This window comes from Microbacterium sp. LTA6 (genome assembly GCF_045690355.1).
GTDB lineage: Bacteria > Actinomycetota > Actinomycetes > Actinomycetales > Microbacteriaceae > Microbacterium.
In genome coordinates this window covers 3,770,993-3,786,750 of the sequence record NZ_CP147855.1, presented here as the reverse complement: position 1 = coordinate 3,786,750, position 15,758 = coordinate 3,770,993, and the positions used below count along the sequence as shown (strand labels likewise).

Here is a 15,758-nt window from a genome sequence, read left to right as displayed (position 1 = left end):
TCGGACAGCAGGGTCCGATGCCCGAGGATGGGCGGATGGCAACGACGTTGACGCCCCGCTCCACCCGCGGGCTCGGTCTTCTGCAGGGCATCGCCCTGTACCTCGCTTCGGTGCTCGGCACCGGTCTGCTCGTGCTCCCCGGGCTCGCAGCGAGGGAGGCGGGGCCGGCGAGCCTCGTGTCGGTCGCCGTCGTGACGGTGCTGGCGATCCCGCTGGCCGGAACGTTCGCCGTCCTCGCAGCACGCTATCCCGACCCTGGCGGCGTCGCGAGCTACGTGCGCCGTGCGCTCGGTGATACCGCGGCCCGTGCGACCGGCTACTGGTTTCTGCTGGGCGTCGCCGCCGGGGGACCGGTGGTCGCGACGCTCGGGGCGCAGTACATCTCGACGGTGCTCGGCATCGATCGCGCCGCCGTGCCGTTCGTCGCCCTTGCGTTCTACGTGATCCCGTTCTGCGTCAATCTGTTCGGCGTCAGGGTGGCGGGGTGGCTGCAGCTGGTGCTCATGGCGCTCCTGCTCGGCGTCGTCGTGACCGTGGCCGCCGTCGCCGCTCCGGCCGTCGACCCGGCGAACTTCGCCCCTTTCCTCCCGCATGGCTGGGGCGGCGTCGGCACAGCGATCGTGATGTTCGTCTGGGCCTTCGCGGGATGGGAGGTCGGCACGCACATCTCCGGTGAGTTCGCGCATCCCCGCCGGGTCATCCCGATCGCCACCACGGTGACCCTGGTCATCTCCGGAGCGGCCTACCTCGCCCTTCAGGTGGTGACGGTCGGTGCGCTCGGGGCTGGAGCGGGGAGCGGGAGTGTCGTGCTGCTCGACCTGGCGAGAGAAGGTGCGCCGGGGGCAGCTCCCGTGATGATCGGCGCCGTCGCCGCCATCGTCGCGATCGGTGTCCTGAACGTGTATCTCGCCGCCTTCGCGAAACTCGGCGCATCCTTGGCGCTCACCGGCGACCTGCCGCGGTGGTTCGCACGCGGGGCGGAGAACGGCGCCGTGCCGCGTCGCGCTCTTCTGCTCACCGGGGCGATCGGTCTCGTCTACTTCGGGCTGCTGCTCGGGAGAGATCTCGATCTTCAGCCGTTCATCCTCATCCACACGGCCAGCATGGTCGCGATCTACACGTTGGGCATGATCGCCGCCGTCCGCATCCTGGAGCGGGGGAGTGCAGGCTGGTGGATGGCGGCGATCGCCGCCATCCTCTGCGCAGGGCTGCTCGCGCTCGCGGCATCCGCGCTCCTCGTACCGGCAGTGCTCGCGGCGGTGGCCGTCGTCGTGACCGTCGCCCAGAGATCCAAGAAAAGAATCTTCACAAAATAATTGGAAAGGTCTTTTTTGAAAAAGACCTTTCCTATAACCTCGTCTCCAGGTGGATGCCCTTCCGCCCTGCTCTCACTGAGCAACGAAGCACTTGAGACGAGGTTCCCATGCAGGACAACCGCTGGAGGAAAGTTCTTCCTCTTGTCGCGGGCGCAGCTGCGCTCGCACTGACCCTGGGCGGCTGCGCGCCCGGCGGCAGCTCCACCGACGCCGGCGAACGCCCGATCCGGATGTGGTCGGGTCATATGACCCCGATCACGAACAACTTCAACCCGTTCGCCACCGAGACGGCGACGCACATGACGTTCGGCGCGATCTACGAGCCGCTCTTCTTCTTCAATCAGCTGTCCGACGAGGCGCCCGTCGGCCTGATCGGAGACTCGTACGAATACAGCGAAGACGGCAAGACGCTGACCATCACCATCAAGCCCGACCTCAAGTGGAGCGACGGCAAAGACCTCACGTCGAAGGACGTCGCCTTCACCTTCGGCTACGCGAACAACGTCGACAAGGACATGGTCGGCGTCGAGACTCCCGACGACACCACCGTCGTCGTGACGTACTCGTCACCCAAGTTCACCGCCGCGTCGCAGATCCTCGGCGGCATGTGGATCGTCCCCGAGCACATCTGGGCCGACATCACCGACTTCGCCACCGAGACCAACCCTGAGCCCGTCGGCTCCGGTCCGTACACGCTCAAGTCGTTCACGGACGCGGCCTACACGCTCGAGGCGAACAAGGAATTCCGTGAGGAGGTCGCGATCAAGGAGGTCCAGGATGTCGGCATCGACTCGAACCAGTCCTCCGAAGATCTCCTGAAGACGGGCAAGCTGGACTGGGTCGGCCAGTTCATCGCGAACCCCGACAACGTCACGTCCAACGGACGCAACGCCACGATCAACCAGCAGCAGGACCCGACGGTCATCATGACGTGCGCCAATGCAGCGCTCGGCTGCGAGGGTGCCCAGACCGACCCGGCCGTGCGCCAGGCGATCAACGTCGCGATCGATCGTGAGGCGATCGGCTCCAAGGCGTTCGCCGGCCTGAGCGGCATCTCGACCCCGAGCTTCGTGCTGCCGGGTCGCGATGACAAGTGGCTCAGCGACCCGTCTCTCCTGGAAAGCCCGCAGAGTCCTGACGCTGCGGCAGCAGGCGCGATCCTCGAAGCCGCCGGCTACACCAAGGATGCCGACGGCTTCTACGGCAAGGACGGCGTCGCCATCGAACTCGACCTGTTCTCGCCTGACGGCTGGACCGACTACAACGACGCGGCGAAGCTGATCAGCGCGCAGGCTGCGGATGCCGGCATTCGCATCAACGCCCGCACCGTGTCGGACGCCGAGTACTGGACGCCGCTCGAGAGCGGCGAGTACCAGATGGCGCTCTACGGTCTCACCCAGTCGCTGGTGGCCGACCCGTTCTCGACCTACGACACCTACTTCGCGACCGAGGCCACGGCCAAGGTCGGCGAGGCACCCACCGCCGGCCAGAACTACGGCCGTTACTCGAACCCCATCGTCGATCAGGCTGTCATCGCGGCCGGAGCGACGCAGGACGAGGCCGTGAAGAAGGAGGCCTACGCGGCCGCTCAGGCGGAGATCGCCAAGGATCTGCCGTACATCCCCGTGGTGCTCAACGCCTCGCAGTCGTTCTTCAACACGAAGGACTTCACCGGTTGGCCCACCGAGGACGACCTGTACGCGTCGCCACTGCCGTACCTGTCGACCGCGTCGGCAGTGATCCTCACGCACCTGCGTCCCACCGAGAAGTAAGGGACCACATCCCATGGACCGATTCATCGAGGGGAGGACCCCATGAAGTTCTGGCTACGACGCATCACGTTCTACGTCGTGACCTTGTGGGCCGCGATCTCTCTCAACTTTCTGCTGCCGCGGTTCCTGCCGGGCGACCCCGCTGCGATCATGCTGGGCAAGCTCCGGCGTGCCAGTGGTGGCAGGCCGCTGTCCGAGGAGACGATCAAGTCGATCCGCTCCATCCTCGGCGCGGAAGATGACATCAGTCTGTGGGATCAGTACCTCGCCTACTGGGGCCGGTTGCTGCACGGTGATCTCGGGGTCTCTTCGACCCGATACCCGGCTCCGGTAGGCGAGCTCATCACCGCGGCGCTGCCGTGGACGGTGACACTCGTGGGTGCCGCCACCATCATCTCCTTCGTGATCGGCATCATCGCCGGCGCGTGGGTGGGGTGGTTGCGCGGCACCTGGGTCGACCAGCTCGTCCCGTTCACGACCTTCCTGCAGTCCGTGCCCTATTTCTGGCTGGCGCTCGTCCTCGTCGCGGTGTTCTCCGTGCAGTGGGGCGTGCTGCCGATCATCGGTGGGTATGACGTCTTCGAATACCCCGCCGGTCCCGAGTGGAGTCCGGGTTTCATCGCCAGCACGCTGGTGCACGCCATCCTGCCGGCGACCACGATCGTGATCTCATCGGTCGGCGGATGGCTGCTCGGGATGCGCAACATGATGGTGCAGACGATGGCGGAGGACTACGTCATCACCGCGGAGGCGAAGGGGCTGACGCGTTCCCGCATCCGCACGGCATACGCCGCCCGTAACGCGGCGATCCCCAGCCTCTCCGGCTTCGGCATCGCCCTGGGGTTCGTCGTCGCCGGCTCGATCGTCACCGAGCAGGTGTTCAGTTATCCCGGCATCGGAAAGCTGATGATCCAGGCCGTGCAGGGGCTGGACTATGCGCTCATGCAGGGTGTCTTCCTCGTCATCACACTGACCGTGCTGGCGGCCAACTTCCTCATGGATCTGGTCTACGGATTCATCGACCCGAGGGTACGACGCGATGGCTGAGCAGACGCTTCTCATTTCTCCCCCCGACACCACCCATGCTGTCGCGGTTTCGCAATCCGGCGGCAGACGCCGACGCGGCGGGCTCACGATGTCGGGCAAGCTCCTCGCCGGGATCATCATCGTCGGTGCGATCGTGCTGTTCGGTCTCTTCGGCCCGCTCTTCCTCGGCAACCCGCGAGACGCGAGCTTCGATGCTCTGCTCCCGCCGAGTCCTGAGCATCCGCTGGGCACCACCAAGCTCGGCTACGACGTTCTCTCGCAGATCGCGACCGGAACCCAGGGATCGCTGTTCGTCGGCGTGGTGGCCGGCCTCGTCTCGCTGGTGCTCGCGCTCGTGTTCGGAGTGCTCGCCGGGTACTTCGGGGGCGTCCTCGACGAAGTCCTCACCCTGGTGACCAACATCATGCTCGTCATCCCTGGCCTGCCGCTGGTGATGGTGATCGCCGCATACGTGCAGAACACCGAGGGACTCGGAGCGCTAGCTCGCAGCTCACTGCTCGTCGCCCTCGTGCTCGGGATCACCGGCTGGGCAGGATCGGCCGTGGTACTGCGCGGGACCGCCCGGTCGCTGCGCACGCGGGACTACGTCGCGGCCTCTGTCGTGGCCGGTGAACGACCGATGCGGGTGATCTTCGTCGAGATCCTGCCGAACCTCGTGCCGCTGCTCGCCGCACAGCTGATCTTCGGTGTGATCTTCGCCGTGCTCGGTGAGGCCGGTCTGTCGTACCTCGGTCTCGGACCGACGGGATCGATCACGCTCGGCACCGTGCTCAACGACGCGCAGACCGGCCAAGCCGTCGGCAGCAGCGCGTGGTGGTGGTTCGTACCGCCGGGCGCCATCATCGCCCTGATCGGCACCGGTCTGTCCCTGATCAACTTCGCGATCGACGAGATCGTGAACCCGAAGCTGCGTCTCGCCCCTCAGGCGGCGCGGCGACAGCGCCGCGCCCGTCGGGCCGGCGTCGGCATCGCAGGAGACGGGGCAGTCGCATGAACGTTCCTGAGGCAGTTCTCACGGCGCGGAACGTGTCGATCGAGTACGAGGTGGATCCGCCGGTGAAGGCTGTCCGCGATGTGTCGTTGACGCTGAATCGTGGGGAGATCCTGGGCCTTGCCGGAGAATCCGGGTGCGGGAAGACGACGCTGGCGTACGGGCTGAACCGATTGCTGAAGGCGCCGGCATTGATGACCAGCGGCGAGATCGTGTTCCACGATCGCTCTGGCACGGACATCGATGTGGTGGCGTTGGGGGCCGAAGGGCTCAGGGTATTCCGCTGGGACAAGATCTCGATGGTGTTCCAGGGGGCGATGAACTCGTTGAACCCGGTCATCAGTGTGCGGGCGCAGATCTTCGACATCTTCGACACGCACCGGCCGGGGATGAGCCGCAAGGCGAAGACCGAGCGCGCCGAGGAGCTCCTCACCCTGGTGGGGGTGGATCCTTCCCGTCTCACGTCGTTTCCGCATGAGCTGTCCGGCGGAATGCGGCAGCGGATGATGATCGCGATGGCGCTGGCCCTGGATCCGCAGGTGATGATCATGGACGAGCCCACGACGGCGCTGGATGTCGTGGTGCAGCGGGGGATCATCCGAGAGATCATGCGGTTGCGCGAGCGACTCGGATTCGCGGTGATCTTCATCACGCATGATCTGCCGATGCTGATCGAGATCAGTGATCGGATCGCGGTGATGCTGCAGGGGCAGATCGTGGAGCAGGGCACGGCGGAGGAGATCTACCGCACTCCGCAGCATGAGTACACGAAGAAGCTGCTCTCCAGCTTCCCGTCACTGAAGGGTGAGCGCGGCGATTTCGTTCGCACCGGCGCATCGATCGAGGAGCAGGTCCGATGAACGAGACATCCACTCTGGAGGCCAGGAACCTGGTGAAGAACTTCACCCTCCGGTCGGGGTTCCGCACACATACTCTGCACGCGGTGAAGGACGTCTCGTTCACGATCGCGGCCGGGAAGACGGTGGCGCTGGTGGGGGAGTCCGGCTCGGGGAAGTCGACGATCGCCCGGATGCTGATGAAGCTGGAATCTCCCACGAGCGGGCAGATCCTCCTGGACGGGCACCGGACCGGCTCCCGGGGGCGGGATGTTGCGGCGTACCGGTCACAGGTGCAGATGGTGTTCCAGGATCCGTTCGCGTCGTTGAACCCTTTCCACACGATCGGGCACCATCTGGAACGCCCGATCCGCATCCATCACCCGCACCTGTCCGCCGATCAGGTGCGTGAACGCACGCTGGAGCTCCTCGATCGCGTGCGCCTCACTCCCGCGGAGAGCTACGTGGATCGGCGCCCGCACGAGCTGTCCGGTGGACAGCGCCAGCGGGTCGCGATCGCTAGGGCCTTGGCGCCGGGGGCGAGGTTCATCGTCGCCGATGAGCCGGTCTCGATGCTGGACGTGTCGATCCGGTTGGAGGTCCTGAACCTGCTCGCGGATCTGCAGCGTGAGGAGAACCTCGGCGTCCTCTACATCACTCACGATCTCGCGACCGCACGGCATTTCAGCGACGAGATCATGGTGCTCTACCGCGGCGACGTCGTCGAACGCGGACCGGCTGACGACGTCATCCTGGACCCCCAGCACGAGTACACCAGAACCCTCCTCGGAGCCGCTCCCGAACCGGACAACCTCGGCAGACTCCGCGACGAGGTCCGCCGCGAACTCCGCTCGGTGTGAGTCGCGACATCCTCCAAGGGAATCTCATGTCACAGATCGATCCGGGGACTTCGTCCTGGTTGCGCACCAGGAACGACCGCGAAGCGCTGCACCTGTTCCTCGAGCACGGCCCGCTGACGCGCACCCGGCTGGGGGAGCTGTCCGGGATGTCGAAGCCGACGGCGACGCAGATGATCGCGCGCCTGAAACGCGCCGACCTGGTGCGTCCGGTGGGCGAGGTGTCCGGCAATCGCGGGCCGAGCGCGGTGAGCTGGGGTGTGCGCACTGATCGCATCACGGGCGTCGCGGTGAGCATGCTCGAGGACACTATCCAGGCGGTGCTCGTCGACGCGGCCGCGGCCGAGCATCCCATCATCGAACTTCCCGTCGACAAGGCCGAGCGATCGCCGGAGGGCGACATCCGACGCGCGATCGACGCCGCCTGCGCGGCGGCCGATGCCGAGCATCACACCGTCGAGGCCGTGACGGTGGGGGTGCAGGCGGCAGTGAGCCACGAGCATGATGTGATCTCGTTGACGGACTCGTTGCCCGGCTGGCCATCGACGGGATCGCGGCGGCGGATCGAGCAGTCGCTCGGTGTCGCGGTGACTCTCGAGAACGACGTCAATCTCGCGACGATGGCCGAGCGCGCCATCGGCGTCGCGCAGGATGCCGGCAGCTTCGCGCTGCTCTGGATGGGAGGCGGTCTCGGTGTCGGCGTGGACCTCGGCGGCAGCGTCCATCGCGGCGCGCACGGGAGCGCCGGCGAGATCGGATACCTCACGGTCTCCGCGGCCCCGGGCGCCCCTGGCGCCGGCACCACGGCCCTGCTCGGCTCCGACGCCGTTCTGCAGCTGCTCGGCGGCGCCGACGCACGGTATCCCCAGGACATCGCCGCGCTCGCCGACGACCCCGATGCACTCGACGCCATCGCCGAGCGCATCGTCCTCACCCTCGAACCCGTGCTCGCCGTGCTCGACCCGGACATGGTGGTCCTCGGCGGCCCGACCGCTCTCGCCTGTGGTGCGCGACTCGCTGCCCTTGTCACGGCGCGCACGGCCGATGGCGAACGCCCCGCGCCGACCGTCCACCTCAGCACGACGGGAAGCACCGCGGTACTGGTGGGCGCTCGCCGCCTGCTGGTTCAACAGATCAGGGAACGCCTCGAAGAGCGCATTCCCACCCAGTGACGTCCGACCATCGGGCGCAGACACAGCACAGAAACAAGGAGAGCAGATGAAACTCGCCATCGTCGGCGGTGGATCGACTTACACCCCGGAGCTGATCGACGGATTCATCCGACTTCAGCAGCAATTGCCGATCGAGGAGATCGTGCTGGTCGACAGCGACCGCTCGCGGCTCGATCTCGTCGGCGGCGTGTCCCGGCGGATGCTGGCTCGCGCCGGTCACCCGGCTCGCCTGACGGCGACGGATGACCTGGTCGCCGGAGTCAGCGACGCGGATGCCGTCCTCATCCAGCTGCGCATCGGCGGGCAGGACGCCCGCGAGCAGGACGAGACATGGCCGCACGAGGTCTCCTGCATCGGACAGGAGACGACGGGGCCCGGCGGCCTCGCGAAGGCGCTGCGCACGGTACCCGTCGTTCTGCGGATCGCCGACGTCGTGCGCACGCACGCGAAACCCGACGCCTGGATCGTGGACTTCACGAACCCGGTCGGCATCGTGACCCGCGCGCTTCTGCAGGCCGGGCACCGGGCCGTCGGACTGTGCAACGTCGCCATCGGATTCCAGCGGCGCTTCGCGGCCGAGGCCGGGGTCGAACCCGACCGGGTGGGACTCGCGCACGTCGGGTTGAACCACCTCACGTGGGAGCGCGGCGTATTCGTCGACGGCAAGGATGTGCTCCCGGGACTCCTGGACAGCAACCTGCAGGGACTCGCGGACGACGTCGAGCTCGCACCGGCGCTGCTGTCGCAGCTCGGTGTGATCCCGTCGTACTACCTCCGCTACTACTACGCGCATGACGAGGTCCTGCATGAGCAGCGCCACCACGCCACGCGCGCCCAGGAAGTGCGGGCGATCGAGAACGAGTTGCTCGGACTGTACGCCGATCCGACGGTGGACACGAAGCCCGCGATCCTGGAGCAGCGAGGCGGTGCCTTCTATTCGGAAGCAGCGATCGAACTGCTCATCGCCATCCGTGGCGGCACGGACGTGCCGCGCGTCGTGAACCTCCGCAACGATGGCGTTCTGCCGTTCCTGCCCGACGATCACGTCATCGAGGTGCCGGCGCACCACATCGACGGCACGTTCGTCGCCGAGCCGGTGGCCGCGCTCCCTGACGACATCAGCGGGCTGATCAGTGCTGTCGCCGGATACGAACGCCTCGCGCTGGATGCGGCGATCCACGGCGGACGCGACCGGGTGCTTCGCGCGATGCGTGCCCACCCGCTGGTGCTTCAGCACGATCGAGCCGAGAACCTCACGGATCTGCTCCTGGCGGCCAACTCGAAGTTCCTGGAGTGGGCGTGACAGCGTCGTCGGGCCTCGTCCTCGCCGTCGACGGCGGCGGATCGAAGACCGACGTCGTGCTGCTCGACGCCACGGGAGAGGTGCTCGCCTGGGAGCGGGGCACCGGCTCGAGTCCTCAACTGGAGGGTCTCGACGAATCCGTGCGGGTGATCGATGCTCTGATCGGTCGTGCGCTCGACGGGCGCGATCCACGGGAGCTGATCCAGGTGAGCCTGTACCTCTCGGGTCTGGATCTCGCGGAGGAGATCGTCGCGTACCGCTCGGCCATCGTCGGGCGGGAGTGGGCCGATACGGCGGTGGCTGTCGAGAACGACCTGCATGCCCTGCTGCGGGCCGGGACCGACTCGCCCGATGCGGTCGCCGTGATCTGCGGCACCGGGATGAATGCGATCGGCGTGCGGGCCGACGGAGTGGTCGTGCGCTTCCCTGCGCTCGGTCCGCTGTCCGGCGACTGGGGCGGAGGCAGCGAACTCGGTGATGCCGTGGTCTGGCATGCTGCGCGTGCCGAGGACGGCAGAGGACCCGAGACGGCACTGCGTGCGCTGCTGTTGCGCAGCGTCGACGCACCGTCGGTCGCGGAGCTGATCGAGGACGTCCATCTGGGCAGACGCGATCACGACGGCTTCGCGGCGCTGGCGCCGCTCGTGTTCGAAGCGGCGCGCGCCGGCGATGCCGTGGCGCAGAGCATCGTGCAGAGGCAGGCCGAGGAGGTCGTCGCCTTCGTGCAGGCATGCGTGCGCAAGCTCGACCTGCACGACATCGCGGTGCCGGTGGTCTTCGGGGGAGGCGTCGCCCGGTCGCGGGATCCGCTGCTCCTGGCGGGTATCCGCGACGGACTCGACAGGGTCGCACCGCGCGCGCAGCTCAGCGTCGTCGACGCGCCGCCCGTTCTCGGCGCGGCGCTGCTCGCGTTGGCGGCCACCGGCGGCGACGAGCAGGCCCTCGACCGGACCCGCGAAGGGCTGAGCTCCGATGAGCGATTCCAGCAGCGGGTGCCGCTCAGCGCCGGCTGAAGGCGCGTCTGCCGTGCCGTGCACGTGAAAAGGGGCATCCCGACCGAAGTCGGGATGCCCCTTTCCTGTTGGCGTGAATCAGCCGACGGTGAGCGCGGTGCGCAGCAGTCGGGCTTGTTCGGCCGCGTGCACCTTCGAGGATCCGGTCGCGGGCGACGCGGATGCGGCACGGGCGACGGGATAGAACGTGCGGTCACCGGGGACATCGGCGAAGGCGAGCGCGAGGAACGGCCATGCACCCTGGTTCTCCGGCTCGTCCTGCACCCACACCAGCTCGGCGTTCGGGTACGAGTCGGTGATCGCCTTGAGCTCGTCGATCGGGGTCGGGTACAGCTGCTCCAGACGCACCAGCGCGACCTCTGGGTTCGGGTTCTTCTCGAGCTCGCTGCGCAGATCCCAGTGGATCTTGCCGGAGTGCACCAGCACGCGCTTGACGGCGCTTCGGTCGAGCCCGCGGTCGTCGTCTATGACCGGTTCGAAGCGGCCCTGAGTGAACGCCTCGACCGGGCTGGTGGCCCCGCGAAGGCGCAGCATCGCCTTCGGCGTGAAGATGATCAGCGGCTTGCGCGGCCGCGCGTATGCCTGACGGCGCAGCAGGTGGAAGTGGGAAGCCGGCGTCGACGGGCGCGCGACGATCATGTTGTCCTGCGCGCACAGCTGCAGGAAACGCTCGATGCGCGCCGAGGAGTGGTCGGGTCCCTGACCCTCGTAGCCGTGCGGGAGCAGCAGCGTGACGCCGGAGTACTGGCCCCACTTCTGCTCGGCGGCCGAGATGTACTCGTCGATGACCGACTGGGCGCCGTTGACGAAGTCGCCGAACTGCGCCTCCCACAGCACCAGCGCTTCCGGCGCCTCCACGGAGTAGCCGTACTCGTAGCCGAGAGCGGCGTACTCGCTGAGCAGGGAGTCGTAGACCCAGACGCGGCCCTGACTGTCGGAGAGGTTCGCCAGCGGCAGCCATTCCTGTCCGTTGGTGCGGTCGTGCATCACGGCATGACGCTGCACGAAGGTGCCACGACGGGCATCCTGCCCTGCGAGGCGCACCGGGGTGCCCTCCAGCAGCAGTGAGCCGAAGGCGAGCAGCTCGCCGAACGCCCAGTCGATTCCGCCGTTGCGACTCATGTCCGCGCGCTTGTCGAGGAGCTGCTGCACCTTCGGGTGCACGGTGAAGCCCTCCGGCTTGTTCACGAAGGCGTCGCCGATGAGCTGGATGACCTCGTTCGCGACGCCGGTGACGTCGGGGGCGCCCTCCTGCTCATCGACATGCGTGGTGACCGGGGCGATCGGTGTGGCACCGGTCTCGGCCGCGTGCGTCTCGGCGAAGGCGATCTCGAGCCGGTTCTGGAAGTCGGCCTTCGCCTCTTCGTACTCCTGCTCGGTGATGTCACCGCGGCCGACCAGAGCCTCGGTGTAGAGCCGGCGGACGGACCGCTTCGCCTGGATGAGGTCGGTCATCAGCGGCTGCGTCATCGAGGGGTCATCGCCCTCGTTGTGGCCACGTCGCCGGTAGCAGACGAGGTCGATGACGACATCGCGGTGGAACCGCTCGCGGTACTCGAACGCGAGCTGGGCGACGTGGATGACCGCTTCGGGGTCGTCGCCGTTCACGTGGAAGATCGGTGCCTGGATGGTCTTCGCGACATCCGTCGCGTACACCGAGGTGCGGGCATCCGTCGGGGTGGTGGTGAACCCGACCTGGTTGTTGACCACGACGTGGATCGTGCCACCGGTGCGGTAGCCGCGCAGTTGGGACATCTGCAGCGTCTCGACCACGACGCCCTGACCGGCGAAAGCGGCATCGCCGTGCACGAGGATCGGCAGCCACGAGAACGTGCCGATCGGGTGGCGGTCCTGCTTGGCGCGGACGATGCCCTCGAGCACGCCGTCCACGGTCTCCAGGTGCGACGGGTTCGCGGCGAGGTAGACGGGAAGTTCGCCGCCGTCATCCGCGATGAAGGTGCCCTCGGTGCCGAGGTGGTACTTCACGTCACCGGAGCCGCGCTGGTTGCCCGGGGTCTGGGTGCCCTCGAACTCACGGAACACCTGTCCGTAGGTCTTGCCGGCGATGTTGGTGAGAACGTTCAGGCGACCACGGTGCGCCATCCCGATCGCGGCGCCCTCGAGGCCGGCCGTCGCCGCACCCTGCAGGATCTCGTCGAGCAGCGGGATGAGCGACTCGCCGCCCTCGAGCGAGAAGCGCTTCTGTCCGACGAACTTCGTCTGCAGGAAGGTCTCGAACGCTTCGGCCTCGTTGAGCTTGCGGAGCACCCGCAGCTGCTCGTCGTGGCCGGGCTTCTGGTACTTGAGCTCGACCTTCTCCTGGAACCAGCGGCGCTGCTCAGGATCCTGGATGTGCATGTACTCGATGCCCAGCGTGCGGCAGTAGGAGTCGCGGAGGACGCCGAGGATCTCGCGCAGCTTCGCGACACGTCGTCCGCCGAAGCCACCGGTGACGAACTCGCGGTCGAGATCCCAGAACGTGAGGCCGTGGGTCTCGATCTCGAGGTCGGGGTGCGAACGCTGCACGTACTCCAGCGGGTCGATGTCGGCCATCAGGTGACCGCGCACGCGGAAGGAGTTGATGAGCTCCTGCACGCGGGCGGTCTTGTCGACGCGCTCGGCGAGGTCGACGGCGATGTCCGCGTTCCAGTGGATCGGGGCGTACGGGATGCGCAGGGCCGCGAAGATGTCGTCGTAGAAGCCGCGCTGCCCGATGAGCAGCTCGTGCACCTTCTTGAGGAACTCGCCGGAGCCGGCGCCCTGGATGACACGGTGGTCATAGGTGCTGGTCAGGGTGATCGTCTTGCCGATCGCGAGCTCGTTCAGCGTCTTCTCGCTGGCGCCCTGGAACTCGGCCGGGTACTCGAGGGCGCCGGCGCCGATGATGGCGCCCTGGCCCTTCATCAGACGGGGCACGGAGTGCACGGTGCCGATGCCGCCCGGGTTGGTGAGCGAGAGCGTCGTGCCCTGGAAGTCGGCAGCGGTGAGCTTGTTGCCACGGGCGCGGCCGACGAGGTCCTCGTAGGCGGAGAGGTACTCGGTGAAGGTCATCGTGTCGGCACGCTTGATGCTCGGCACCATGAGGGCGCGGGTGCCGTCCGGCTTGGGGAGGTCGATCGCGATGCCGAGGTTCACGTGCGCCGGCGCGACGACAGACGGCTTGCCGTCGACCTCGGCGTAGAACACGTTCTGGCTCGGGAACTCCTTGAGCGTCTGGATGAGCGCCCAACCGATGAGATGCGTGAAGCTGATCTTGCCGCCGCGTGTGCGGGCCATGTGGTTGTTGATGACGATGCGGTTGTCGATCATCAGCTTCGCCGGGATCGTGCGCACGCTGGTCGCAGTGGGGACGGTGAGGGACTCGTCCATGTTCGCGGCGAGAGTCTTGGTCATGCCGCGCAGGACAGTGACCTTGTCTTCCTCGGTCGCCTCGACGGGATCGCTCTTCGCCGCGGGCTTCGGTGCCTGGGCGGGGATCGGGGCGGCGGCGGCCGGCTTGGTGGTCGTCCGGGCGACGGGCTGCGCGCCGATCACCGGGATGGGGGCGGTGACTGGATGAGCCGTCTGTGTGGCCGGCGCGGCCTCGCCTGCCGGGGGAGCGGCGGTCTCCGGCTGATACTTCTCGAGGATCGGCCACCACTCCTTGTCGACGGAGTCGCGGTTCACCTTGAACTGCTCGTAGAGCTCTTCGACGAGCCAGGAATTGGCTCCGAACCCCCCGTCGCCGGTCACCTGGTTCGACACGCTCAATCGCCCTCTTTCATCGCTGAATCTGTCTGCACGGTCCAAGGGGCAGGATGCGCCCGGGATCGCACACTCTCAACGAACAAGCCTAACGTGTTTCCCGGGCGAATCTCCCACACCACCAGCCGAACACGGCCCGACGTGAGTAGCGTGGGGGCATGGAGTTCTCAGGTGCGTTGCCGACCGTCGATCTGACCTATTCAGACGTCTTTCTCGTGCCGCGCAGATCCGCGGTCTCCAGTCGCCTCCAGGTCGATCTCGCGCCACGGGACGGCACCGCTGCGACCCTTCCGCTGGTGGCGTCCAACATGAACTCCGTGACGGGTCCGCGACTCGCGGCCGTGCTCGCCCGGCGCGGCGGGATCGGCGTGCTCCCGCAGGACATGCCGCTGCAGCACCTGGATGCGGCGATTCGAGAGGTGAAGAGCCAGCCGGTGCTCTGGGACACACCGCTCGTGCTCCCGCCAGAGGCATCCGTGTCAGACGCGCTCCGGCTCGTCCCGGCGGTCGCCGGACATGGCGTCGTCGTCGCGACCGGGAGGGCCCCCTTCGATGTCGGCCGGATTCTCGGCATCCTTCCGGCGTCTCGACTCGCCACGGCCCTGCCGGATGCGCAGCTGGGCGACCTCGTGCATTCCGGCACGCCGTCGCTCGACGCCGACGATGTCGGTTCGGAGCGCCATGCGTTCGACGTGATCACCGACGCCGGAGTCGAGATGATGACCGTCATCCACCATGGGCACCTGGTCGGGACGCTCAGCGCTCGCAGTGCGTTGCGGTCCACGCTCTACCGTCCGGCGCTCGACGCCCAGGGTCGGCTCGTGGTCGCCGCGGCGATCGGCATCAACGGCGACGTCGCGGCGAAGGCCAAGGCGTTGGCCGCGGCCGGAGTCGACGTCCTGGTCGTGGATACCGCGCACGGTCATCAGGAGGGGATGCTCCGGGCTCTGCGTTCCGTGTCGGAGCTGGATCTCGGTCTGCCGATCGTGGCGGGCAACATCGTCACGGCGGACGGTGTGAACGATCTGGTCGATTCCGGAGCGACGATCCTCAAGGTCGGCGTCGGCCCCGGTGCGATGTGCACGACACGGATGATGACCGCCGTGGGGCGACCGCAGTTCTCCGCCGTGCTGGAGACCGCCGAGGCCGCGCGCCAGGTGGGCGCGCACATCTGGGCGGACGGCGGCGTCCGCTATCCGCGCGACGTCGCTCTCGCGCTCGCCGCGGGTGCCGCATCCGTCATGATCGGCTCCTGGTTCGCCGGCACGATCGAGGCGCCGGGCGAACTCCAGAGCGACGCAGACGGCCGCATCTACAAGGAATCGTGGGGGATGGCCTCGACGAAGGCCGTGCAGGCACGCTTCGAACGCCTCGACCCCTACGAGCGGGCGCGCAAAGAGCTGTTCGCCGAGGGCATCTCCTCGTCGAAGATCTACCTCGACCCCTTGCGTCCCGGCGTGGAGGATCTCCTCGACATGATCACCTCAGGGGTGCGTTCGTCCTTCACCTACGCCGGCGCGGCAACCGTGGCGGAGTTCCACGACCGCGCCTTCGTCGGTCTGCAGTCGGCCGCCGGCTATGAAGAGGGCAAGGCGCTGCCGGTGAGCTGGTAGGGGCGGTCCCGCGACTCGCAATCACAGACCAGTTCTGTAGAATCGTCGGCACAATGGATGACCCTCCCAGTTGCAGTAGTTCGCCCCACCGTCC

The 15,758-nt window shown here is 67.4% G+C and carries 11 protein-coding genes; 10 read left to right on the top strand and 1 reads right to left on the bottom strand.

The window, feature by feature from the left end:
* Positions 1-35: 35 nt before the first annotated feature.
* The 9 genes from LTA6_RS18130 (at position 36) to LTA6_RS18090 (ending at position 10,307) form a co-directional block, all read left to right on the top strand.
* Positions 36-1,316, top strand: coding sequence for an APC family permease (locus LTA6_RS18130; protein ID WP_407358362.1), 1,281 nt, complete (start codon positions 36-38; stop codon positions 1,314-1,316).
* Positions 1,317-1,423: 107 nt separating this feature from the next.
* A complete protein-coding gene (locus tag LTA6_RS18125) occupies positions 1,424-3,088 on the top strand; it encodes an ABC transporter substrate-binding protein (protein WP_341975258.1) in 1,665 nt (554 codons plus the stop codon).
* A 42-nt stretch (positions 3,089-3,130) separates the two neighbouring features.
* Complete coding sequence (locus tag LTA6_RS18120; RefSeq protein WP_341975257.1) at positions 3,131-4,135, top strand: ABC transporter permease; 1,005 nt, start codon at positions 3,131-3,133, stop codon at positions 4,133-4,135.
* Positions 4,128-5,129 carry an ABC transporter permease gene (locus LTA6_RS18115; protein WP_341975256.1) on the top strand — a complete coding sequence of 334 codons (1,002 nt, stop codon included), beginning with the start codon at positions 4,128-4,130 and terminating at the stop codon, positions 5,127-5,129. Before LTA6_RS18120 ends, LTA6_RS18115 begins: the two co-directional genes overlap by 8 nt.
* Positions 5,126-5,986: an ABC transporter ATP-binding protein gene (locus tag LTA6_RS18110; protein ID WP_341975255.1), complete on the top strand. Its 861-nt coding sequence runs from the start codon at positions 5,126-5,128 to the stop codon at positions 5,984-5,986. The genes LTA6_RS18115 and LTA6_RS18110 overlap by 4 nt, the downstream gene beginning before the upstream one ends.
* Entirely contained in the window at positions 5,983-6,822 is an 840-nt protein-coding gene (locus LTA6_RS18105; protein WP_341975254.1) for an ATP-binding cassette domain-containing protein, read from the top strand. The genes LTA6_RS18110 and LTA6_RS18105 overlap by 4 nt, the downstream gene beginning before the upstream one ends.
* 26 nt (positions 6,823-6,848) lie before the next feature.
* Entirely contained in the window at positions 6,849-7,991 is a 1,143-nt protein-coding gene (locus LTA6_RS18100; RefSeq protein WP_341975253.1) for an ROK family transcriptional regulator, read from the top strand.
* Between the two features lie 46 nt (positions 7,992-8,037).
* The gene (locus LTA6_RS18095; RefSeq protein ID WP_341975252.1) at positions 8,038-9,294 is read left to right on the top strand and encodes a 6-phospho-beta-glucosidase; all 1,257 of its coding nucleotides are present in this window, start codon (positions 8,038-8,040) and stop codon (positions 9,292-9,294) included.
* A complete protein-coding gene (locus LTA6_RS18090) occupies positions 9,291-10,307 on the top strand; it encodes an N-acetylglucosamine kinase (RefSeq protein WP_407358361.1) in 1,017 nt (338 codons plus the stop codon). The genes LTA6_RS18095 and LTA6_RS18090 overlap by 4 nt, the downstream gene beginning before the upstream one ends.
* 78 nt (positions 10,308-10,385) lie before the next feature.
* On the opposite strand, the gene LTA6_RS18085 is transcribed toward LTA6_RS18090, so the two are convergent.
* The gene (locus tag LTA6_RS18085) at positions 10,386-14,051 is read right to left on the bottom strand and encodes a multifunctional oxoglutarate decarboxylase/oxoglutarate dehydrogenase thiamine pyrophosphate-binding subunit/dihydrolipoyllysine-residue succinyltransferase subunit (protein WP_341975250.1); all 3,666 of its coding nucleotides are present in this window, start codon (positions 14,049-14,051) and stop codon (positions 10,386-10,388) included.
* A gap of 158 nt (positions 14,052-14,209) precedes the next feature.
* Between LTA6_RS18085 and LTA6_RS18080 the strand changes: the two genes are divergently transcribed.
* Positions 14,210-15,664 carry a GuaB1 family IMP dehydrogenase-related protein gene (locus LTA6_RS18080; RefSeq protein WP_341975249.1) on the top strand — a complete coding sequence of 485 codons (1,455 nt, stop codon included), beginning with the start codon at positions 14,210-14,212 and terminating at the stop codon, positions 15,662-15,664.
* Positions 15,665-15,758 lie beyond the last annotated feature (94 nt).

Bases quoted from the DNA above. Each gene is read 5' to 3' on its own strand.
- LTA6_RS18130 (WP_407358362.1), top strand. From the start codon at position 36: ATGGCAACGACGTTGACGCCCCGCTCCACCCGCGGGCTCGGTCTTCTG.
- LTA6_RS18125 (WP_341975258.1), top strand. From the start codon at position 1,424: ATGCAGGACAACCGCTGGAGGAAAGTTCTTCCTCTTGTCGCGGGCGCA.
- LTA6_RS18120 (WP_341975257.1), top strand. From the start codon at position 3,131: ATGAAGTTCTGGCTACGACGCATCACGTTCTACGTCGTGACCTTGTGG.
- LTA6_RS18115 (WP_341975256.1), top strand. From the start codon at position 4,128: ATGGCTGAGCAGACGCTTCTCATTTCTCCCCCCGACACCACCCATGCT.
- LTA6_RS18110 (WP_341975255.1), top strand. From the start codon at position 5,126: ATGAACGTTCCTGAGGCAGTTCTCACGGCGCGGAACGTGTCGATCGAG.
- LTA6_RS18105 (WP_341975254.1), top strand. From the start codon at position 5,983: ATGAACGAGACATCCACTCTGGAGGCCAGGAACCTGGTGAAGAACTTC.
- LTA6_RS18100 (WP_341975253.1), top strand. From the start codon at position 6,849: ATGTCACAGATCGATCCGGGGACTTCGTCCTGGTTGCGCACCAGGAAC.
- LTA6_RS18095 (WP_341975252.1), top strand. From the start codon at position 8,038: ATGAAACTCGCCATCGTCGGCGGTGGATCGACTTACACCCCGGAGCTG.
- LTA6_RS18080 (WP_341975249.1), top strand. From the start codon at position 14,210: ATGGAGTTCTCAGGTGCGTTGCCGACCGTCGATCTGACCTATTCAGAC.